Source organism: Streptomyces sp. NPDC096012, assembly GCF_040426375.1.
Lineage (GTDB): Bacteria > Actinomycetota > Actinomycetes > Streptomycetales > Streptomycetaceae > Streptomyces.
Window position 1 is genome coordinate 1 of sequence record NZ_JBEOTD010000068.1, and the last position, 21,422, is coordinate 21,422.

Below are 21,422 nucleotides of genomic sequence, written 5' to 3' on the forward strand. Positions count from 1 at the left end.
GCGCCGAGAGGTGACAGGCGGACCAGTGGCCGCCGTACACCTGCTCCAGCTCGGGGCGCACCGTTCGGGCCCAGCCGTGTCCGCCGGCCTCTTCCCCCAGCCGTCTCCGCCGGGCCCGGTCGCCGGGCCGATTCCGCCGGGCCGTTGCGCCGCCGGTCCGGAGCTGACCGGTGGAACGCTCGGCCGCCACCCCCAGGTCCCTCGCCCTCGCACATCGCCGCCGCGCTCGCCGCGCGCGCATCCCGGAAGCACCGGCCGGGCGGACCTGGCGGGTGCCCCCGGCGCTCCGGCCGCCCCGGTCGTGTTCCCGGGTACCGGCGTCGCGGTTCACTCTCAGAACGGCAGCAGGCGCAGGGCGTACAGCCCGGCGCCAAGGTCGCACAGGGCGATCGGGTCGGAGAGCGACCGCCCCGTCAACTCCTCGATGCGGCGCAGACGGTAGCGCACGGTGTTCGGATGCACGAAGAGCCGTTCCGCGGCCGAGGCCGTCACGCCGCCCGAGGTGAACCAGTGGCCGAGCGTGCGCAGCAACCGGCCGCGCTCCACCTCGGGCAGCGCGAGGAGCGGCCCGAGGGACACGTCGACCAGTCGGCTCGCCTCCGCCGGGGCCGCCGCGACCAGCATGGCCAGCGGGCTGTCGTCGAACCGGGTGACCCCCGGCCCGTCACCGGGGAGTCCCGTCAGGGCCAGCCGGGCGAACCGCAGCGCCTGCGGTGTCTCCCGCAGCGTGTCGAAGTGGGGCTGACACCGACCCGCGCCCGCCGGCGCCGCAGCGCCCGCAGACTCACCGACTCCGCGTCCCGGTGCGTCAGGGCGACGAGCCCGATCTGCTGGTCGGGCAGCAGCCGCCAGACCGACGGCACCCCCGAGCGGCGCAGCGCCGCCTCGATACCGGGCAGCGGCTCCTGGCCGGGATCGGGCACCGACGCGGCCACGACCGCGTACGGGCCACGCTCCGGCAGGCCGAGCTGCCCGGCCGCCTCCCACGGTGTCGTGCGGTCGGCGAGGGCACCGGTGAAGAGCGCCTCGGCCAGCGCCGAGCGGCGCGCCTCACGCCGCAGGGCCAGCTCCGCGCTCGCCTCCCGGTAGGCGGCCGCCACCGCCTCCGCGTAGCGGCCGAACAGCGCCCAGATCTCCGACGACCCGGCCACCAGCTCGGCATCCGTGACGTCCGGGTGCCTGCGGGCCTCGTCGACCAGCTCCGACCAGAGGAACTCGAACCCGACCCGGTAGGCGTGCAGCGTGTCCGCCAGGGGCAGCACCCCCTGCTCCGCGCGCAGCCGCCCCGTCTGCTGCGCGGCCCCCACGTCCGGCCCGGCACCGAACGCGAATCGCGCGAGGAGCAGGTCGGCGTTGCCCGCAAGGCCGGCTCCGTCGGCACCCCCATCCGCGACGTCGAGGTGCGGTTGCTCGACGACACGGGCCGGGACGTCGGGCCGGGGGAGGTGGGTGAACCGGCCGTGCGCGGCCCGAACGTGATGAAGGGCTACTGGAACCGCCCCGAGGACACCGCCGCCGCCATCCCCGACGGCTGGCTGCGCACCGGCGACCTGGCCCGCCGGGACGAGGACGGCTATCTGTACATCGTCGACCGGAAGAAGGACCTGATCATCCGCGGCGGCTACAACGTCTACCCGCGCGAGATCGAGGAGGTCCTGCACGAACACCCGGCCGTCGCGCTGGCGGCGGTCCTGGGCCTGCCGGACGAGCGGCTCGGTGAGGAGGTGGCGGCCGCGGTCGTGCTGCGGCCGGACGCCCGGGCGGACGCCGAGGAGCTGCGGCAGTTCGTCCGGGACCGGGTGGCCGCGTACAAGTACCCGCGGCGGATCTGGCTGACGGACACCCTGCCCCTCGGCCCGAGCGGCAAGATCCTCAAGCGCGAGATCACCGCCCCGCTCTCGTGAGGGGCCTGACCGTAGCTGATTGAACAACTTGTTCACCCTATTTCGTTGGCCACGTTTCGTGTGTTCCGTCACCATCGAGGCATGTCATCGAAGCCTGACCCGACGGACCCGTTCACGCCGCCGCGGCCTCAGGAGGCGCGCGCCCGGCGGGTGCACGCCTCCTTGTTCCGCATCGCCGAGCGGCACGCGGCCACGGACGGCCGGCGCCGCCGGCAGGTCCATCCCTCGGTCCTCGGACCCCACGAGGCGGTGAGGCTCGTGGCGTTCCTGCTGAGCGGGGCGGCCCTGCTCGAGGACGGTGAGCCGGAGGTGGACCAGGCCGACGTCACCGCCGCCCTGAGCCTCGTGCCGCTGGTCCGCGAAGAGATGGACGAACTGGAGGCCACCCTGCTGCGGATGGCGCGCGGCCGCGGCATGACCTGGCAGGAGATCGCGTTCGGGCTCGGCCTCGGCACCCCGCAGGCGGCGAGGCAGCGCTACGAACGCCTGGCCGGCCGCGCCGCCGAGAGGGAGGAGGGAGAGGAGTAGCCACGTCCCCCGGCGTCGGTGTGCCCGGGTTCCGGCACCTCACCCGCCGTCGAAAAGCTTTTGCCGCTTCGGGTGCACGTAAGCGGCGGTTCGGGGCACACGGAGGGAAGAAGAACTGTCACCCGGCAGGAGGCACGTCATGATCGCCCTCGGCATCATCCTGCTCATCATCGGTTTCCTCACAGGTATATCGATCCTGTGGACCATCGGCATCATTCTGTTGGTGGTCGGGGCCGTCCTGTGGATCATGGGTTCCATGGGGCACGCGGTCGCCGGCCGACGGCACTATTGGTGACCGGACACCCTTCCGCTTCCGCGGAGATCCGGCACCGCCCAGGTCCACGGTGGAGAAGGGGAGCGTCCCGCGCTCACCCCTCTGCACAGCTCGGTGGACAGTGATGCGACGGCTCAGGCGTGGCACCGGGGAGTGTCGACGAGATGCCCGGCCGGGAACCACGCCCGCAGTTCCCGGGTCCTGACGACCCGGGAGACGAGGAGGTCGTTCGTGCCGTCGTCGTCCGGCCCCGCGGCGGGTGCCGCGGGCGTCGTGGGCGTCGACGCGGATGCTCTGGTGGGCGTCCTGGAGCCGTGACGGCGGGATCCGAGCCCGTCCGGCGCACGGCTGACGAGAGGGTGGGTGGCCGGTCCGCCGTCATTCGGTGACCGGCCACCCACCCTCGTTCCGTGACCGCCGCTCGCGCCTGTACGTCTACGCCGCCTCCACCCAGGAGCCCACGAGCGTGCACGACCAGCGGCGCACCCTGCTCCGGGACTGCGTAGGCCGCGCCGTCGCCCCGGACCGGGGAGCCTGAGCACACCACGACGGTTCGGTGCGGCACGCACATCCAACGAGCGTGCGGGCCCCGCCCGTCTGTGGGGTGCCGGCCGTCCGGCTCCTCCCCGGCGCCGGCAACCGTGCCTCCGACCGGCCCTGAAGGCCGTGCAACAGGCGCTCAGGCACGGCTGATTCGGAGTGGCTCCGTCCTGTCCCCAGACTCGGCCTCCGCACGTCCCACCCGCGCCCCCTGGCAACCGCAGGACCGACACCCGGCCCGGGCGCGCAGGCTGCCCGCCACGCGCGTGTGCGCACCGCGCGGCGGCCGTGACGGTGATGCGCACCGCGCGGCGGGCCCCTACGGTGAAATATGCGGTGCGGCCGCCCGAGGGGGAGGGGATGAGCCTGTCCGGGAGCAGCCATGGCGTATCGGTTCAGCAAGAACGACCAGTTCGACTACGAGATCCTGCTCGCCCTGGGCTCGGCCTGGCGGCAGGGCGCGGACGTGGGCGAGGTGCTGTCCGCCGCGTCCGCCGTGGGGGACGGCGACGAGGAGGGCTGGTTCCGGGTCTGGACGGACCTGGCTCGGCGCGTCCGCGCGCAGGGGGAGCGGAGCGCGGCGGCCGGGCACCCGGTGAGCGCGCGCCACGCGTATCTGCGGGCCGCGGGCTACTTCGCCATGGCCCTGGTCGCCGTCGACGCGCTCGCGGATCCCGAGACGCACCTGCGTGCCGTGTTCCCCGAACACCGCGACTGCTTCGACCGCTTCGCCCGGGCCCTGGACCCGCCGGCGGAGCAGGTCTCGATCCCGTACGAGGGCGGTCCGCTCCCCGGATACCTCGTCAGCCCGCCGGGCCGCTCCGGTCCCCTGCCCACGCTCATCGCCAACAACGGCAGCGACGGCCCGATCAGCTCCGTCTGGACGCTGCTCGGCGCCCCCGCGGTGGCCCGCGGGTACCGCACCCTGCTGTTCGACGGCCCGGGCCAGCAGTCGATGCTGTTCGAACGCGGGGTCCCTTTCCGGCCCGACTGGGAGAACGTCATCACCCCCGTCGTCGACCACCTCCTCGCCCGGCCCGACGTCGACCCGCGGCGCCTGGTCCTCTGCGGAATCAGCCAGGGCGGCTACTGGGTGCCCCGCGCCATCGCGTTCGAGCACCGCCTCGCCGCCGCCGTCGCCGACCCCGGGGTCGTCAGCGTGGTGGAGAGCTGGTGGGCCAACCTCGGTCCCGACCTGCGTGCCCTCTGGGAGTCGGGCGACCGCGTCGGCTTCGACCAGGTCGTCACCGGGGCGCTTCAGGAGGATCCGGCCCTCGCCTCGACGTGGCGCTGGCGGGCCAAGCCGTACGCCATCGACTCACCCTTCGACCTGCTCACCGAGGTCTCCCGGTACGACGTCACGCCGGTCGCCGACCGGATCACCACGCCACTGCTGATCACCGACCCCGAGGGCGAGCACTTCTGGCCCGGAGCGTCGCGGCGCCTGTACGACGCGCTGCCCGGCCCGAAGCGGCTGGTGCGCTTCACCGAGGCCGAAGGAGCACATCTGCACTGCGAGCCGACGGGCCGCGCGCTGTTCGAACAGCGCGTGTTCGACTGGCTGGACAGCCGCCTGGACCAGGTGTGAGGCCGCCCGGCACCGCTGCCGCCCGGCGGTTGACCCTTCCCGCACACCCGTCCCTCCGCGCCCGGCTCGCTGCGTTCGTCACCGCGTCCGCCGGGGATGAGAATGTGTCCGAGCGGTGGATCTTCGGCGTCGGGAGGCGGCATGAGCACATCAGAGGAACCTCGGGTGTCGCGCCTCGAGGTCCGGTCGATCGACTACGTCCCCCTGGACGAGCGCCACGGAAAGCTCTGGCACCTCGGTCCCCTGTGGTTCATGTCGAACGCCCAGATCGCCACCCTGGCGGTCGGGCTGATCGGCATCACCGAGGGCGGCAACCTCGTCTGGTCGCTGCTGGCCATCGTCTCCGGCACGGTCATCGGCACCTTCTTCATGGCCTTCCACTCGGCCCAGGGCCCCCAACTGGGTCTGCCGCAGATGATCCAGTCGCGGCCCCAGTTCGGCTATGTCGGCGCCCTGCTGGTGTGGCTCTTCGCGTATGTGCAGTACGCGGGGTTCAACATCTTCAACAGCGTCCTGGCCGCCGAATCCCTGCACGCCACGCTGCACGGCAGCGTCAAACTGTGGGTGGTCGTCGTCACCGCCGTCGCGCTCGTCATCGCGCTGGTGGGATACGACATCATCCACAAGGCCGAGCGGCTGCTGACCTACACCTTCCTGATCGTCTTCGGGATCTTCACGGTCGGTGTCCTGGTCACCCTGCACTACCCGGCCGGCTCCTTCGACCTGGGCGGCTTCAAGTGGACGCCGTTCCTCGCCCAGTTCGGCGTGGTCGCCGGCTACCAGATCAGCTGGGCCATCTACGTCTCGGACTACTCGCGCTACCTCCCGCCGGACGTCACCGTGCGCAAGACCTTCTACTGGACGTACTTCGGCTCCGCGCTCGGCGGCATCTGGATGATGGTGCTCGGCGCACTGCTGGCCGCATGGGCGGGCAAGCACTTCGACACCATCAGGACGATCAAGGCCGCCGGTGACATGGTGTTCAGCGGCTTCGGCGCGATCGTACTGCTCTTCGCCGCCCTCGGTCTCGTGTCCGTCACCGCGCTGAACATGTACGGCGGTTCCCTGACGCTCATCAGCGGCATCGACTCGTTCAAGCGGGTGCGGCCGACGCTGGGCGTACGGCTGCTGACCATCGGCCTGACCGCGGCCCTCTCGCTGGTCGGCGCCCTCTCCGCCACCTCGAACTTCCTGACGAACTTCAGCAACTTCCTGCTGCTGGTGCTCTACCTGTTCATCCCGTGGACCGCGGTGAACCTCATGGACTACTACGTGGTGCGCCGGGGACACTACGCCATCGCCGAGATCTTCAAACCGAACGGCATCTACGGCCGTTGGGGCTGGCACGGCATCATCGCCTACCTGGTCGGCTTCGCCGCCATGATCCCGTTCTTCTCCGTCGGCACCCTGTACGTCGGCCCCGCCGCCCGGGCGCTCGGCGGAGCCGACATCTCGCTGTTCGTCGGGCTGCCGGTGTCCGCGGCACTCTACTGGTGGCTGACCCGCTCGATCGACGTGGAGGCCGAGGCACGCCTGGCCCGCGCGGAGGAAGAGGAACTGGAGCGCGCCGCACACCTGCATCAGGAGCCGTGACGGGACCCCGCCGGACACGGCGGGGCGGCACCGCGCACGGCGGTGAGGTGCCGGGCGCCCGGGGGTGGGTGATTCTGTAGGGGTGTGGGGTGTCCCAGCCCGCCGGATACCGCGGGCCTACGCCGCCGCGGGCCGCCGGGCGGTACGCGTGACGCTGGTCGCCGCAGCCGGTTTCTACCTCTTCCGCTACGGTCTCGGCAGACCCGTCGCGGCGACCTACGCCCTGTTCGCCGTCGTGGCGCTGGGCGGCCTCTCCAGGATCCCGGGCACCGGACGGCAGCGCGCCGCGACGGTGCTGCGCTCACTGCCGGTGTGCTGGCTGCTGGTGGTCGTCGGCACCTACCTCTCGGTGGCGACGTGGAGCGCGGTCGTCGGCATGCTGCTCGTGGGCTTCGCGCTGGCCTTCTCCGCCGTCGGCGGGCCGCGTCCGGCGGGCACGGCGCCCGGCCTGCAACTCCTGTACATCCTGCCGTCCTTCCCTCCGTACGATCCCGGCTCGCTCGGCGACCGGCTGATCGGGACGACCGTCGGCCTGGCCCTGTTCGTGGCCGCCGAGGCCCTGCTCTTCTCCGAGCCCTGCCCGCCGTCGTACCGCGAGCGGAGCGCGGACGCCGCGCGGACCGCCGCCCACTGCGCGACGCTCCTCGCCGCACCCCCGTACGCCCTGACCGGCACGGACGTCGGCGCCGCCCGGCAGGCCGGCCAAGGGCTGCGGCCCCTGACCGTGCCGGAGGCCGAACGCCCGGCGGGGCCGGGGGTGCGCGAGCGCGCCCTCGCCCACAACGGTCTCGCCACCCGCACCCTGCTCACCCGGCTGGTGCTGCTGCCGGCCATGCCGGGGGTGCGGCCCGGGCCGGAGGTGAGCGCCGTGCTGAGCGCGGTGGCGCGGCTGGCCGAGGCCACCGAGGCCTGTCTGCGCGGGGGACCGTCACCCGTGACGCCGTACGAGGACCTCGGCGCGGCGCGCGCGCACCTGTCCGCCCTGTCCGCCGACCCCGCCACCCACCGTGCCGACGACGGGACCGCCCCGGCCGCCGACCGCCCGCCGCCGTCCAGCGGTTTCCCGCCCGCCGTCCTGCGCCGCCACGCCGCCGTGCTTGAGATCGCCGACGCCGCGCTGGCCATGGCGACGGCCGCCGATCTGGCGGAACGCGGCCGGCACGCCTCGGTGAAGGTGGCACCGGGCCGGTTCTGGTACGCCAGGGCCCGCGCGCCGGTCCTGTGGTGGCACCGGGTGAGCGGCCACGCGGAGCGCCGCTCGGTGTTCTTCCAGAACGCGGTGCGCCTCGCCCTGGCCCTGACGGCGGCCCGGCTCGTGGCCGGGGTGGACACGCTGCCGCACGGTTTCTGGGCCACGCTCGCCACTCTCACCCTCACCCGGACCACCATGGACGAGACCTGGGGCACCATCCGCCGGGCGCTCGCGGGCACCCTCGCCGGGGCCCTGGTGACCGCCGGGATACTGACCGTGGCCGGGCCGCACACCGAGGTCTACGCCGTCCTGCTGCCGGTGTGGATGCTGCTCGCCTTCACCGTGGGGCCGGTCAGGGGGGTCGGCTGGGCACAGGGGCTGTTCACCGTGCTGGTGGCGCTGGTCTTCGCCCAGCTCGCGCCGCCGACCTGGCAGCTGGCGGAGGTCAGGGTGCTCAACGTGCTGGTCGGCAGTGCGATCGGGATCGTCTTCGGTCTGCTGGCCTGGCCCCGCGGCGCCCACGACGAGCTGCGCCGCACGACGGCGGAACTCATGCGCCGGGCCGCCGAGATCGTGGTCGCCACCAGCGCAGCGGTGGCGGCCGGCGCCCCGGCGGACGCCCCGGCGGGAGCCGGCGGGCACAGAGGAGCGGGCGGCCGGGCGGAGGCGGCCGGCCGTGCGAGACGGAGAACGGCGGGCGGACCCGGGATGTCGGTCGTCCACGGCCACCGGTCCCTGCAGCACGTCCTCATCCTGGCCGAGTCCGCGTACGCGCAGTTCCAGAGTGAGCCGACGCCCTTCGGAGGCGCGGCCCGCGGACCCTCACCGCTCGTGATCGACTGGCAGGCGACGCTGATCGCCGGGCACCACACCCTGTGGGGGTCCGACCGGCTGCTGGCGCCGCCGCGGTGCCGGCTCGGCCCTGCCGCGGCCGAGTCCGTCGACGCGCTGGGGGAGCGGGTGGCCGGGCGGATGCTGCTGATATCGGCGGCCCTCGACCCAGGGGACGACACCCCGGGCGCGTCGTTGCCGCTGATCGACGCGTTCCTCACGGAGTTCGCCACCGAGCCGCCCGGCGCACCGCGGCTGTACTACGCGACCGTGTCGTGGCTGGACGCGCTGCTGACCGATCTGGCCCGCATCCCCCGCGGCGGCCCCGCGGCCCAGGCGAGCGTGGAGCCGGAGCGGAGTCCGAAGCCGCAGCCCGATCCGGAGCCGGAGGCGGCCCCGAAGGCGCAGCGGGGTCCGGAAGCGCAGGCGGGGTGGAGGCCGCGACCGGGGTCCCGGTGACCGGTTCCCCCGGGGCGGCGGCGGACGGTCATGTCCACAGGTCGTCGCTCGAACACACCCGGGCATCCATGTTCCGTTCCATCATGCGCAGCGCCGCCTGGGCGAGGTCCTCGTGGATGTGGGCCACGGCGTCTTCGGGGACGGTGACGTCGAGGTGGCGGATGTGGGCGTCGAGGGCGGAGTAGAGCACGCACTGCTCGGTCACCTGGCCGCACAGCACGACCTGCTCGATGCCCTGCTGCCGGAGCAGGTACTCCAGCGGGGTCTCGAAGAAGACGGAGTGGCGGGCCTTGACGACGAAGAGCGAGTTCTCATCGGGCTGCAGGGGCTCGACGAGGTCCGCGTGGGGCCCCGCCAGGGCGTGCTCCAGCAGCTCTCCGTGATGCGAGCGCCACTCGCCGAAATTGTCGTTGACGTAGATGACCGGCACCTCGCTTTCCCGTGCCCGCCGCAGGAGTCCGGTCACCACCGGTACGACCTCCCGCACCGACGGGATCAGCAGGTCGGCGTCCTTGTGGTCGTAGGTGTTGATCATGTCGATGACGATCAGTGCGGTCTTGCCCATACCGTTCAGGGTTCCACCGAACGGTCTGAGGCAACTCCCGCCCCGGGGGTTTTCCCTTCCGGGTCCGGACGGGAGCCGCGGGCCGCCCGCTCGATGCGGCGGTCGCACCCCACCGCACGCTCAGGTGCTGCCACCCGTGAGGGGTGATCCGATCTCCCGCAGGAAGCCGAACGCTCGCGGCAAGGACGCCGGGCCGGTGTCCGTGATGCCGGACGCGCGCCGTGCCCGGCGTGTCCGCAGCACGGCACGCACCGCGGAGAGCGCGGCGCACGCGATCACGGCCGCCCTGAGGTCGGCGTCCGGCGTGTCCGGGGGCAGCCTGCGCCGCACCAGGACGGTGAGTCGCTCCTCGAAGTCGGAGAAGGCCTGTACGAGGCGGGCCGTGACGACGTTCTCGATGTCCTCGAGGGGATGGCCGAGGGCGGTCAGGGTGGAGGCCGCGAACGGCTCGGCCGCTTCCAGCAGGGCGTTGCACACGGCCTCCAGGGGTTCCTCGCCGGCCGGGCGCCCTGCCAGGGCGTGCTCGACGTAGGCGAAGACCTGGATGCCGTCCGGCAGCAGCAGTGCTTCCTTGCTGTCGAAGTAGCGGAAGAACGTGCGCACCGAGACGTTCGCGTGGGCCGCGATGTCCGCGACCGTGGTGGCCTCGAATCCGCGCTCCCCGAACAGCCGCGCGGCCCCTTCCAGCAGCAGGCGGCGCGTCTCCTCCTTCTTGCGTTCCCGCAGTCCGGCGGGGGTGGTCTCACTCGGCATGGGGCGAAGCCTCCGCCACGGTGTCACGACTGTCAATCGGCATGCGTGCCACCGGCGATCCTCGCCCCGGCAAAATGTCATGTCTGCCAATTGTCATGCGTGCCACTTTATCCCTACAGTGCCTGACGCCCCTGACACCCACATTCGGGAGACGCCGATGCCCGGACCCTCGCAGCACTCCGAAGTACCGGCCGGGACGCGCCCCGACGCGCCGCCTCCCCGGGGCTCCGCCCCCGTGAGCGGCGGCCTGGGCGGTCTCGGCGCCCGCTGTGCCCGGCACCCGGTCGTGGTCATCGCCTCCTGGCTGCTGATCCTCGCCACGGCCCTGGCCGGGCGGCACCTCGCCGCGCCCGCCTTCAGCGACCAGATCAGCATGCCCGGCACCCCCTCGCACACCGGCGCGGACCTGCTCACCGGCTCCATGCCCCGAGCGGGCGCGCCCAACGGCAAGGTGGTCTTCCACGCCCCTGCCGGCACGGTGGCCGACCGGGGGGACGCGCTCGACCGTACGCTGGCGGACCTGCGCGGCCTTCCCCACGTGACCACCACATCCGCGCTCGTGACCAGCGGCGACGGACGCACCGCCTACACCACGGTCTCCTTCGACGAGCAGCCGAGGAACCTCGGCCACGACTACACCCGGCGACTCGACACGGCGACCGGGCCCGCTCGCGCCGCGGGACTCGGCGTCGCCTACGGCGGCGACCTGGAGCAGGTGGTCCGTGAACCGGCCGACGACAGGCTGAGTGAGGGCGTGGGCGTCCTCACGGCCCTCGGCATCCTCCTGGTGGCCTTCGGCAGCGTCCTCGCCGCACTGCTCCCCCTGGTCACCGCACTGATCAGCGTGGGCGTCGGCCTCGGCGTCGTCGGCATCGTCGCCGCCGTCCTCTCCTTCGCCACCTCCGCCACCACCCTGGCCGGGATGATCGGCCTGGGTGTCGGCATCGACTACGCCCTGTTCCTGACGACGCGCTACCGCCAGGACCTGATGGAGGGGCGCGACCCGGTGGAGGCCGCCGCCCGCACCACACGCACGAGCGGCCGTGCGGTGCTCGTCGCCGCCGTCACCGTGGCAGTGGCCATGCTGAGTCTGTACGCCTGCGGGTTGAGCCTCGTCGGCAGGATCGGCCTGGCCGCCACCCTCGCCGTGTCCGTGACCGCCGCGGCCTCCCTCACCCTGGTCCCGGCGGCCCTGGGCCTGGTCGGCGGGCGCATCGACCGGCTCCGGCTGCGTCGGCCCGTCGCCGAGGACAACGCGGCGCAGGACGGCCGGCACCGCTACGCGGAACTCGTCTCCCGGCGCCCCCGGGTCTTCCTGGTGCTGGGCCTCACCCTCCTGACCGTGTGCTCCACACCGCTGCTGTCGATGCGCCTCGGCCATGTCGACTCCGGCGCCGACCGGCCTGGCAGCAGCACCCGTACCGCCTACGACTGGATCGCGCACGGCGGTGGACCCGGCTTCGGAGCGGGCGCGAACGGCCCGGTCGTCACGGTCGTCGACGTGCGCGGGGCGACGACGCCCGTCGACGAGATCTCCGGCGACGTCACCACCGCGCTCGGGAAGACCCACGGCGTCGCGTCCTTCACCCCGGTCCGGGCGAGCGAGGACGGGAGGATCCTCGTCACCACCGTCACCCCGGCCACGGGGCCGCAGGACCCCGCGACCGACGCCCTCCTCGACACCCTCTCCGGGCGGACACTGCCCCGAGCGCTCGACGGCACCGGTGCCGAGGCCTACCTCACCGGCAGCGTGGCCGGTCAGGCCGACTTCCGTGACACGGTCGGCGAGCGACTGCCCCTCGTCATCGGCATCGTCCTGGTCCTCGCCTTCCTACTGCTCATGACGGTCTTCCGCAGCCTGGTGATCCCCCTGACGGCCGTCGTCCTCAACCTCCTCACCACGGGCGCGTCCTACGGCGTCCTCGTCGCGGTCTTCACATGGGGGTGGGGCGACGCGCTGCTCGGGCTCTCTGAACCGGTCCCCGTCGAGTCGTACGTGCCGATGATGATGTTCGCGATCGTCTTCGGACTGTCGATGGACTACGAGATCTTCCTGCTGTCCCGGATCGCCGAAGCCTGGCACCGCACCGGTGACAACCGGATCGCCGTCGGCGAGGGACTGTCCGCGACCGCGCGCGTGATCTCCGCCGCGGCCTTCATCATGACTGCGGTGTTCCTGTCCTTCACCACCTCACCGACCGTGGTGGTGAAGATGCTCGCCCTGGGACTGGCCGTCAGCGTGGTCATCGACGCCACGGTGGTCCGCCTGGTCCTGGTGCCGTCCGCCATGTTCCTCATCGGCAGGGCCAACTGGTGGATGCCCCGCCGCCTCGACCGGATCCTGCCGCGCCTGCACGCCTGAGCGCCTCCCACGCGGCACCCCGCTCCGCCCGCCCGCCGCCCCGCGGGGGGCGGCGGGCGGGAATCAACCGAGCCGCTTTCCGGTTCCATCAGCAGGTCCGCGAGCGGCCGTCGGTCGGCCGCTCGGGGAACGGTAATAGGCTGAGTGATCGTGAGACCGGTACGTCGCCGAGCGCGCCGGACCCGAACGTGAAGGAGCGACCGATGACCGGGAGAACAGAGCGAGCCGTGCTGGCGGGCGGTTGCTTCTGGGGCATGCAGGACCTGATCCGCAAGCAGCCGGGCGTCGTCTCCACGCGCGTCGGCTACAGCGGCGGGGACACCCCGAACGCCACGTACCGCAACCACGGCGACCACGCCGAGGCGATCGAGATCCTCTTCGATCCCACGGCCACGAGCTACCGCGACATCCTGGAGTTCTTCTTCCAGATCCACGATCCGACCACCAGGGACCGCCAGGGCAACGACCTCGGGCGCAGCTACCGGTCCGCCCTCTACTACGCCGACGAGGAGCAGCGCCGCGTCGCCGTCGACACCATCGCGGACGTCGAGGCGAGCGGGCTGTGGCCGGGCAAGGTGGTCACCGAGGTCGAGCCCGTGGGCGACTTCTGGGAGGCGGAGCCCGAGCACCAGGACTACCTGGAGCGCTACCCCGACGGCTACACCTGCCACTTCCCGCGGCCCCACTGGAAGCTGCCGCGCCGCGCCTCCTCCACGGCCGGCTGAGCCCGGAGCCTCGGCCGGCGGCGAACGGGGAATCTGTCCGAACGGATCCCGGATGCCCGGGCGGCGGCACACCCGCCGCCCGGGCATCCGGGGCAGGACTTCGGCGGCGAGAACGGACGCCCCACGGCCGGCGGCGCCCGGGACCCGATCACGGACGCGGTGCCGCCCCCTCGTCGACGGGCAGTGCGACCGGCTCGTCCGGCCTCGCGCCGACGGGCCGCGTGACCGGATCCGGCTGCCGGTCATCGGCCCGGCCGGTCGGCTGCGGCGCCCTCACCCCGGGGCCGCGGCGGCCTGGACCGGTGCCGCGTGTTCGGGACGGAGCCCTCCCCGGACGCGCGCGGTGCAGGCACACGTGCAGCACCGGTACGAGCACGCAGGTGACCGCCGCACTGTGCCACAGCAGGGCGTCGAGCCGGCCCGCCGCGAGATACGCGCCCGCGGCGACCGCGGCCAGCGCGCACACCCCCCGGTCCACGATGCTCTCCACCGACAGCAGCGTGGCCCGCGGAGCGTCGGCCGGTATCGCGTCGTTGACGAGCTTGCGCTGCACCGGATAGACGAACCCGGTGATCGCGGCGAACGCGCACAACAGCCCCACCACCGCCCACGGTCCGCCGAGGGCGGTACCCGCGAGGGTGGCGGCGAGCGCCACGCTCAGCAGCGACACCCACAGCGCGGGCGGCAGCCGGCGCCCCAGCCACTGGGGACGGGCCGACGCCACCGCCTCGGCGACCGTCATCGCCGCCAGCACACCGCCGTGCGCGCCCTCCCCGATCCCGTGCTCCAGGAGCACCGGCTGGAACAGGTTGACCTGGCAGATCCGGGACAGCGTGAACACCGCCACCCCCTGCACCATGAGCAGGACCAGCCACGGTGACGACCGCAGGGTGCGCCAGGCGGCCCCCGTGTCGCGCAGCAGGGTCCCGCCGCGCCGCGTACGGGCACGCGGCCCGGTGCCGTCCGCGCCGAGCCGCGGCAGGGCCAGGGCGCAGCCGAGCGAGGCGGCCGCGCTCGCCGCGCTGAGCACGTACGGCGTCTGCGGGGCCAGCACCATCAGCGGCCCGACGAGCGGCCAGCACACCACCTTGGCGGCGAGCCCGAGAGCACGCGCCGTACCCTCGGCCCTCAGGTAGTGCGCGTCCGCCTGCTCGGCCCGCAGCCCGTCGTACAGGTAGGCGCTCGCCGCCCCCGAGGTCAGGGATCGCCCGGCGGCGATGGCGAGGAAGTGCACCAGGAATCCCGTGTACGACGGGGCCAGCACCGGCGTCAGGTTCGCGGCCGTCATGACCACCGCGCCCGCACGCAGGCAGTTGCGGGCGCCGATGCGGTCGGCGACGGCCCCCGTCGGTATCTCGAACAGGCAGAACGCGATGTAGTAGATGCTCTGGATACCGAAGATCTGGCCGTCGGACAGGCCCGCGTCACGCTGGTAGGCGTAGAAGACGGGCATCCACCACAGCAGGTTGAACAGCAGCTGGAAGCCGTTGTTGAGGCGGATGACGCGCCGCGCGGCCGGAGACGGGACCGGCCCGGGGGGAGAGGGCCACAGGGCGGGCATACGGCGCCTCACCGGGCGTAGGGGCGGACCTGGACGAGGTGGAAGGCCCCCTCGGCGGTCATGAGCCACTCGATGTCCAGGGCCTCGTCGGGCTCGCCCGCACCGAAGTGTGACTGCAACAGCCGTCCCACCAGCGCCAGCCGGGCGAGCGACGTCCGGGTGGCGGCCGGCAGGTCCTCGCCCGAGGAACCGACGTCCACCGTGCGGCCGCCGCCCTCGACGGTGTTGTAGAGATACTGGTGCGGCAGGACCGTGCCGTCGACCACCCGCTCGGGCGATCCGGGCGTGCAGTTGAGATACACGTTGCGGAAGTCCTCGCGACGGGTCGGATTGCAGGTCACCAGCACACCCCCGACACCGGCCGGCACGTACTCCTGGACGATCACGCCCATGTAGGTGTCGTCCAGGGAGATGCCGACCTGATGCCGCAGCCGCACGCTGCGCGGTGACAGCAGCGACGCCCACACCTGCCGCACGGCGTCCATGAGTTGCCCCGCGCCACGCACCGTGGTGACCGAGTCGTAGATGCCGGCGGCGGAGAAGCCGGGCAGGTCCTCGGCGTTCGAGGAGGAGCGCACCACCAGCCGGCGCCCGTCGGCCAGCAGACCCGCCACCGACCCGGTGATCGCCCGGGCCACCTCGTCGGGCACCGGCGTGGCGCGCACCAGGCCCTGCAGGCTCAGCGCCAGGGAGTCGATCACGTCGAACGCCTCGAGTTCGAGCGCCATCTTCAGCTTGCCGATGCCCTGTTGCAGCGCGGGCGACGAGGTCAGGAACAGATGGTGCAGGCGGAAGGGCAGCGCCACGCCCTCGGGCGCCCGGACCGTCTGGGCCACGCGTTCGGCCGCCGCGACCCGCAACCGCTCCGCGGACGCGCCCGGTTCGCCGAGCCGGGCGGCGAGATGGCCGAGCAGATCGGGCCGGGGCGGACGCGGCCGCCGGTAGAAGGCCGTCAGGTCCGCCGTACGGCTGTCCAGGACGTGGTGGAGTTCCCCGAGGTGAGCCGCCTTGGTGCCGTAGCTGTCCCGGTCGGCGCGCCGCAGCCGGTGCAGTTCGAGGACCGGAGCGTCGTCCAGCAGCGGTGTCTCGATGCGGATGCGCTGCTGGTGCCAGGCCGGCCTCCGTAACGCCGGTTCGCGGGACAGCCGCTCCAGGGTGATGGCGTCCTCCCGCACCCGGTAGCGCACCCACGCGCCGTCGAGACCTTCCCGCTCCACCAGCTCGTCGAGGTCGCGGACGATCGCGTTCGGAATGCCCCAGCCCGCGGCGAGCACATTGGTGTGCGACAGCGGAGTGGTGGGGACCGTGTTGATGAATCCGGCGACCCGGGGCACGTCGTCGGGCAGGGTGGGCATCGCGACGATGTCCGACCAGCCGAGGTCCGCGGCGGCGCGCTGGTAGTCCGCCGGCCCCCGGAAGCAGCGCAGCCGGCCCTCGGCCTCGCCCGGGTTGAGGCAGGTGCGCGTGCGGTCGCCGAACAGTTCGTGGCTGAGAATGCGCGGTACGCGCACCTCGCTGACCGAGGCCAGCTCGTGCTCCTGCCCGTGGTTCGCCGGCTTCAGCAGCAGCGGCAGGCGTCCGTCCACCCGGCCGCGCACGAAGAGGTAGAACTCCTCCAGCAGCGCGCCGTGCATGGTGTCGGCCTCGGTCGTCTCCAGCACGAGGAACGGCCGCTCGAAGCCGTCGGGCTCCTCGTCGGTGTGCAGGGACAACACGCCCAGCAGGAAGCGGCGTTCGGGGTCCATGTACACGGAGGCGTTGAACGCGTCCAGGTCGGCGTCCAGTTCGGCCAGGGTCAGCCCGAGGACGCGGGTCGCGATGTAGTTGACGTGGAAGGGGTGCACCCGGGTGTCGAGCAGGTGCCAGGTGTGCTCGGCGCGGTCCACCACGACCTTGAGGTACGGATGCCCGGCCAGTACCCCGGACAGGGCGCGGAACAGCGGCAGCGACAGGTTGGCGCCGACGACGGTGCGGTCGCCCGAGGCGTCCGGCGCACCCGCGTCCTCCAGTGCGAGCGTCATGCCCGGACCCCCTCGCCGACGTCCGCGGGCAGGATGGCCGGCAGGGCCTCCACCAGCGCGGTGAAGTCGCGGAGCACGGCCTGCGGCCGGTCGGCCGACAACAGGCACAGCCCCGCCATGGTGTTGGCGCCGGCCGCGGGGTCGTAGACCGGCACCGGGTGGCCGTCCGGCAGTGAGCTCTCGCCGACGACCGCGAGGGTGCTGCCCGCGCCGATCGGCGCGGACCGGACGACGGCCGCGGGGTCCCACCGGTGGCGCCGCCGCCACGGGGAGCCGTCGGCGTGCACGGCGAGGACCACCAGGCAGCCGGCCGCGCCCTCGGCGTCCCCGGGCGTCAACGCCTGCGCGGGCCAGGCCGGAGAACCACCGAGCAGCTGGTCGGTGAACATGCCGATCAGGTCGAGCCCGAAGACCTCCTCGATCTGCGGCACCGTCATCGCGCCGCCGAACCGGGCGGCCGTCTCGATCACGGACATGCGGCCGTCCGCGCCCAGCTTGATCTCCGTGTGGGTACCGCAGTCCGCCAGACCCAGGGCGTCCACGGAGCGCCGGGCCAGCTCCACGATCCTGCGCTGGGCCTCGCCGCCGACCGCGGCCGGGACGATACCGGCCCGCTCGGTGAACGGCGCCACCGTCGGCATCCGGCCGCTCAGGCAGACCGGCCGGAAGTCACCGTCGACGACCACGCCCTCGACACTGACGTAGTCACCCCAGCCGGAACCGTCGAACCACTCCTCGGCACACCCGCTGACGATCTCCTCCACGATGAAGTCCTCGCAGGCACCGGCCACGTGCAGTTCGGCGAAGCCGAGCAGCGCCGACTGCGCCATCACCTCACGCGACCGCTGCCAGGCCGCCCGTACCTCCCCGGGCGCCCCGATGATCTGGTGCGCGGTCGAACCGGCGCTCCAGGCCGACTTCAGCAGCAGCGGGAACGACAACCGGGCGGCGGCGAGCTCCAGTTCGGCGAGGTCGGAGACGGAGCGGAACCGCGGCTGCGGAATACCGTGGCGCTGCCAGGCGGCGCGCATCAGCCGCTTGTCGCGGGCGAGCGCGGCGGCGGGCCCGGCCCCCCGCAGCCCGAGCCGCCGGGACGCCTCGGCGACCGCAACGACCGCGTACTCCGAGAAGGTGACGACCGCGTCCGCGCCCACCTCGCGGGCCCGGTCGGTGATGAGCTGGACGAGGTCGCCGCCCCGCGCCCCGGCGAGGTCGCCCCGCGGTGCCTCCGCGAGGCCGTCACCTCCCGGTGTGCCGAGGGCCAGGACGACCGAGGCGCACCGCCGTTCGGCGTCCTTCGCCACGGTGGGGGGCAGTTCGCTGAGTGCCAGCAGGTGCACCGCCGCCTTCGCGGCCACCCGCGTCAGGGCGTATCCCACGGGGGGTCCGCCCTTGGCATGCACGTACAGCACCTTGCTCACGAATACCCAACTCCTTCGCCGGCTTCACGGTGATGCGGTCCGCGGACCGCGTCCTCACCTTCAAGCGAACCAGCCCCGCCCCCCGTCCGGGCGGCCGTGCCGCCCGAACGGCTCAGGCAAATGCCCAACTGGTGCGGGGCATCGCCGACATGTGAAGGTCCGGTGATGCGCTAGTGCCCGTCGGGTGCCAAGGAGTGCGGGGCCGGGCCGTCCCGCATGCCTGAACCGCGACGGGATACGCATGATGTGTCACTCAACGTAATGTGGTGGACCGTTGAAGGAGTTGGGCCGTGAACGAGTCCGATCTCAAAGCCTTGCTCGCGCCCCTTCCGGTGTCCTGGTGGGAGGCCGACGGCGGACTGAGAGTGGTCGACAGCGGGGGCGGGGCGTTCGAGGACGAGCGCACCGCCCGCCGCTTCCTGGAAGCCCTCTGCGCCGACCACGGCGGCCCGACGGGTCCGGCCGACGCCGGCCCCTATCAGGCGTGCTTCGAGGGCAGGACCTTCGACGTGAACTGGCCGGGCCACGAGGGCGCCGACCGGCACGGCAGCAGAGGCGTGGCGGTCGAGGTGGGGGGCCGGCCGGACCACGGCCCCTACGCCTCGTTCGCCGACCTCACCCCGGCCGCGGCGTTCGTCCGTGACGCCCGCGGCCGCTATCTGTGGGCCAACCACGCCTACGCCCACCTGTACGGCACGACGCGCGAGGCCGTGGTCGGCCGCCACCTCGCCGACCTCGACGGCCCGAACGACGCCAGCCGGTTCCTCGCCCTGGACCGGGACGTCCTCACCCAGGGCCGGTCCGTCCGGCACACCCTCAGCTACCGGCGTTCCGACGGATCCCCCGGGCACGCCGCCGGCTACCGGTTCCCCGTCCGCTGGGGCGCCGGGCGCTGTGTGGCCGGAATCTATGTCGACGTCACCGACTACACCCGGGTGCTGGACCAACGGCGCAGGGCCGAGGAGGACCTACAGGCTCTGCGCGACCACAGCGGGCTGCCCTGCCTGCGGCTGTCCCCGGACGGACGGGTGGGCGAGGCCGGCACCGCGGTCGCCGAACTCCTGCGCGTCCGCCTCTCCGACCTCGTCGGGCTGCCGGCCGACCGCCTGCTGGCGAAGACGCCCGAACGCGGCGCTCTGCACCGGATCTGGGACGACCTCGTCGAGGGACGGCGCAGGAGCGCGCGCGCCTCCGCCGTGCTCGTCGACGGTGACGGCTGGCAGCGCCGGGCCCGCGTGCACCTGAGCACCGTGTGCCGCACCGCCGAACGGGTGGCCGGTGTGTGGGCCGTCATCACCCGTCTCGGTCTGCGCCAGGAGGCGCAACCGCCGCTCACGGCCACCCAGGTGCGGATACTCGCCCTGCTGGCCGCCGGGCGCAGCAACGCGGACGTCGCGGGAACGCTGCATCTGTCCCGGCAGGCGGTGGACTACCACCTGAGCCGCCTGCGCGACCTCCTGGGCGCCGCGACCCGCCCGGCCCTGGTCGCCCGCGCCTATGTGCTGGGCATCCTCTCCCCGCAGGCCTGGCCGCCGCGGTCCGACACGGCGGCCCACCCGCTGAGCCCGGTCTGACCGACGCCGCCCCGCCGCCCGCCCGGGCACACAACCCTGCCCGGACGGGCCGGTGGCGGGCGTCCCGGCAGGGAGCCCCGTGGGCATCACCGCGCCAGCAGACCCGCTCCCGCGCCGATCGTGGCCGAACCGGCGAAGAGCAGGCACGCGCAGGCGGCGTACCGTCTGAGCAGGGTGCGACGCAGCTCCGCGTAGCGGGCCTCGTACTCGCCGCGCAGGCGCTTGGCCCGGTCGGCCGTGACCTGCAGGATCTGCCGCGTCAGTTCGCGGCGCTGCTCGGTGTACCGGTGGGCGAGATCCTCGGCCTGCCCGGAGGTGAGCCAGGTGAGGCGCGCACAGAGGGCTTCCGCCTCGCGCTGTGCCTGCTCGTGCTCCGCCTGCAGGAGCAGATAGCCCTCGACCTCGTTGGCGAGTGCGCGGCCCTGCCGGTCCAGCGGGGCGCCGTGACGGCTCGCCGACGTCACGGCTTGCCGCCTTCACGCCCCGGTGTCTCCATCGCGTCGCGCTTGCCCTGGTGGGCCTCGTGCTCCGCCATGGCGATCTCCGGGTGGTGCAGGTCGAACGCCGGGGACTCGCTGCGGATGCGGGGGAGGGTGACGAAGTTGTGCCGCGGCGGCGGGCAGGAGGTCGCCCACTCCAGCGAGCGGCCGAAGCCCCAGGGGTCGTCCACGCCGACCGGCTTGCCGTACCTGCCGGTCTTCCACACGTTGTAGAAGAAGGGCAGCATCGACAGGCCGAGCAGGAACGAGCTGATGCTCGAGACCGTGTTCAGGGCGGTGAAGCCGTCGGTCGCGAGATAGTCGGCGTACCGACGCGGCATGCCCTCGGCGCCCAGCCAGTGCTGGACGAGGAAGGTGCCGTGGAAGCCGACGAACAGCGTCCAGAAGGTGATCTTGCCGAGGCGCTCGTCGAGCATCCTGCCCGTCATCTTGGGCCACCAGAAGTGGAAGCCGGAGAACATCGCGAAGACGACCGTGCCGAAGACCACGTAGTGGAAGTGCGCCACCACGAAGTACGTGTCGGAGACGTGGAAGTCCATGGGCGGCGAGGCCAGGATGACACCGGTCAGACCACCGAAGAGGAAGGTGACGAGGAAGCCGGTCGCCCAGAGCATCGGGGTCTCGAAGCTCAGCGATCCCCTCCACATCGTGCCGATCCAGTTGAAGAACTTCACACCGGTCGGTACGGCGATCAGGAAGCTCATGAAGGAGAAGAACGGCAGCAGCACACCACCGGTGACGAACATGTGGTGCGCCCACACCGTCGCCGAAAGACCGGCGATCGCGATCGTCGCGGCGACCAGACCCATGTAGCCGAACATCGGCTTACGGGAGAAGACCGGGATGACCTCGGAGATGATGCCGAAGAACGGCAGCGCGATGATGTACACCTCCGGATGGCCGAAGAACCAGAAGAGGTGCTGCCACAGCAGAGGGCCGCCGTTCGCCGCGTCGAAGACGTGCGCCCCGAATTTCCGGTCGGCCTCCAGGGCGAACAGCGCGGCCGCCAGGACCGGGAAGGCGAGCAGGAC

The 21,422-nt window shown here is 72.8% G+C and carries 19 protein-coding genes and 1 pseudogene; 10 read left to right on the forward strand and 10 right to left on the reverse strand.

The annotated features are described in order from the left end of the window. The 3 genes from ABVB68_RS35330 to ABVB68_RS35340 all read right to left on the reverse strand — a co-directional run. Positions 1–190, reverse strand: a 190-nt coding sequence (locus tag ABVB68_RS35330; RefSeq protein ID WP_353605311.1) for a hypothetical protein, incomplete at its 3' end; no start/stop codon positions are given. Positions 191–333: 143 nt separating this feature from the next. Then, on the reverse strand, positions 334–624 hold the full coding sequence (locus tag ABVB68_RS35335) for a PucR family transcriptional regulator (protein ID WP_353605312.1): 291 nt from the start codon (positions 622–624) through the stop codon (positions 334–336). 56 nt (positions 625–680) lie between these two features. Beyond that, positions 681–1,346 (reverse strand): RsbRD N-terminal domain-containing protein, encoded by a 666-nt coding sequence (locus tag ABVB68_RS35340; protein ID WP_503006534.1) that lies wholly within the window; start codon positions 1,344–1,346, stop codon positions 681–683. Between the two features lie 12 nt (positions 1,347–1,358). On the opposite strand from ABVB68_RS35340, the pseudogene ABVB68_RS35345 reads away from it, so the two are divergent. The 7 genes and pseudogenes from ABVB68_RS35345 to ABVB68_RS35375 all read left to right on the forward strand — a co-directional run. Beyond that, positions 1,359–1,904, forward strand: a pseudogene (locus ABVB68_RS35345) (AMP-binding enzyme); the annotation flags it as partial. A gap of 81 nt (positions 1,905–1,985) precedes the next feature. Then, entirely contained in the window at positions 1,986–2,432 is a 447-nt protein-coding gene (locus ABVB68_RS35350) for a DNA-binding protein (protein WP_353605314.1), read from the forward strand. Between the two features lie 139 nt (positions 2,433–2,571). Then, entirely contained in the window at positions 2,572–2,727 is a 156-nt protein-coding gene (locus tag ABVB68_RS35355; protein WP_353605315.1) for a DUF6131 family protein, read from the forward strand. 364 nt (positions 2,728–3,091) lie between these two features. Beyond that, positions 3,092–3,244, forward strand: coding sequence for a hypothetical protein (locus tag ABVB68_RS35360; protein WP_353605316.1), 153 nt, complete (start codon positions 3,092–3,094; stop codon positions 3,242–3,244). Positions 3,245–3,628: 384 nt separating this feature from the next. Continuing rightward, positions 3,629–4,834: an alpha/beta hydrolase family protein gene (locus ABVB68_RS35365; RefSeq protein WP_353605317.1), complete on the forward strand. Its 1,206-nt coding sequence runs from the start codon at positions 3,629–3,631 to the stop codon at positions 4,832–4,834. A 141-nt stretch (positions 4,835–4,975) separates the two neighbouring features. Further along, positions 4,976–6,427 carry a purine-cytosine permease family protein gene (locus ABVB68_RS35370; protein ID WP_353605318.1) on the forward strand — a complete coding sequence of 484 codons (1,452 nt, stop codon included), beginning with the start codon at positions 4,976–4,978 and terminating at the stop codon, positions 6,425–6,427. A gap of 82 nt (positions 6,428–6,509) precedes the next feature. Next, complete coding sequence (locus ABVB68_RS35375) at positions 6,510–8,909, forward strand: FUSC family protein (RefSeq protein WP_353605319.1); 2,400 nt, start codon at positions 6,510–6,512, stop codon at positions 8,907–8,909. A 28-nt stretch (positions 8,910–8,937) separates the two neighbouring features. On the opposite strand, the gene ABVB68_RS35380 is transcribed toward ABVB68_RS35375, so the two are convergent. After that, on the reverse strand, positions 8,938–9,474 hold the full coding sequence (locus ABVB68_RS35380) for a cysteine hydrolase family protein (RefSeq protein ID WP_353605320.1): 537 nt from the start codon (positions 9,472–9,474) through the stop codon (positions 8,938–8,940). 120 nt (positions 9,475–9,594) lie between these two features. Beyond that, positions 9,595–10,227: a TetR/AcrR family transcriptional regulator gene (locus tag ABVB68_RS35385; protein ID WP_353605321.1), complete on the reverse strand. Its 633-nt coding sequence runs from the start codon at positions 10,225–10,227 to the stop codon at positions 9,595–9,597. Positions 10,228–10,384: 157 nt separating this feature from the next. Here ABVB68_RS35385 and ABVB68_RS35390 point away from each other — a divergent pair, with 157 nt between their 5' ends. Both ABVB68_RS35390 and msrA read left to right on the forward strand, forming a co-directional pair. Next, on the forward strand, positions 10,385–12,589 hold the full coding sequence (locus tag ABVB68_RS35390; RefSeq protein ID WP_353605322.1) for an MMPL family transporter: 2,205 nt from the start codon (positions 10,385–10,387) through the stop codon (positions 12,587–12,589). 203 nt (positions 12,590–12,792) lie between these two features. After that, positions 12,793–13,314 (forward strand): peptide-methionine (S)-S-oxide reductase MsrA, encoded by a 522-nt coding sequence (gene msrA / locus ABVB68_RS35395; protein WP_353605323.1) that lies wholly within the window; start codon positions 12,793–12,795, stop codon positions 13,312–13,314. 148 nt (positions 13,315–13,462) lie between these two features. On the opposite strand, the gene ABVB68_RS35400 is transcribed toward msrA, so the two are convergent. Genes ABVB68_RS35400 through ABVB68_RS35410 form a run of 3 tightly spaced genes read right to left on the reverse strand, consistent with a single transcriptional unit; the run spans position 13,463 to position 18,317 of the window. Then, on the reverse strand, positions 13,463–14,875 hold the full coding sequence (locus ABVB68_RS35400; RefSeq protein WP_353605324.1) for an MFS transporter: 1,413 nt from the start codon (positions 14,873–14,875) through the stop codon (positions 13,463–13,465). Positions 14,876–14,883: 8 nt separating this feature from the next. Continuing rightward, positions 14,884–16,896: a PEP/pyruvate-binding domain-containing protein gene (locus ABVB68_RS35405; RefSeq protein WP_353605325.1), complete on the reverse strand. Its 2,013-nt coding sequence runs from the start codon at positions 16,894–16,896 to the stop codon at positions 14,884–14,886. Next, on the reverse strand, positions 16,893–18,317 hold the full coding sequence (locus tag ABVB68_RS35410; RefSeq protein WP_353605326.1) for an ATP-grasp domain-containing protein: 1,425 nt from the start codon (positions 18,315–18,317) through the stop codon (positions 16,893–16,895). Before ABVB68_RS35410 ends, ABVB68_RS35405 begins: the two co-directional genes overlap by 4 nt. A gap of 290 nt (positions 18,318–18,607) precedes the next feature. On the opposite strand from ABVB68_RS35410, the gene ABVB68_RS35415 reads away from it, so the two are divergent. Continuing rightward, on the forward strand, positions 18,608–19,891 hold the full coding sequence (locus ABVB68_RS35415) for a helix-turn-helix transcriptional regulator (RefSeq protein ID WP_353605327.1): 1,284 nt from the start codon (positions 18,608–18,610) through the stop codon (positions 19,889–19,891). 86 nt (positions 19,892–19,977) lie between these two features. Here the strand turns inward: ABVB68_RS35415 and ABVB68_RS35420 are convergent, their stop codons facing one another. Both ABVB68_RS35420 and ABVB68_RS35425 read right to left on the reverse strand, forming a co-directional pair. Next, the gene (locus tag ABVB68_RS35420) at positions 19,978–20,355 is read right to left on the reverse strand and encodes a hypothetical protein (protein ID WP_353605328.1); all 378 of its coding nucleotides are present in this window, start codon (positions 20,353–20,355) and stop codon (positions 19,978–19,980) included. Then, positions 20,352–21,422: cytochrome c oxidase subunit I (locus ABVB68_RS35425; protein WP_353605329.1), on the reverse strand; the 1,071-nt coding region annotated here is incomplete at its 5' end. The genes ABVB68_RS35420 and ABVB68_RS35425, both read right to left, overlap by 4 nt.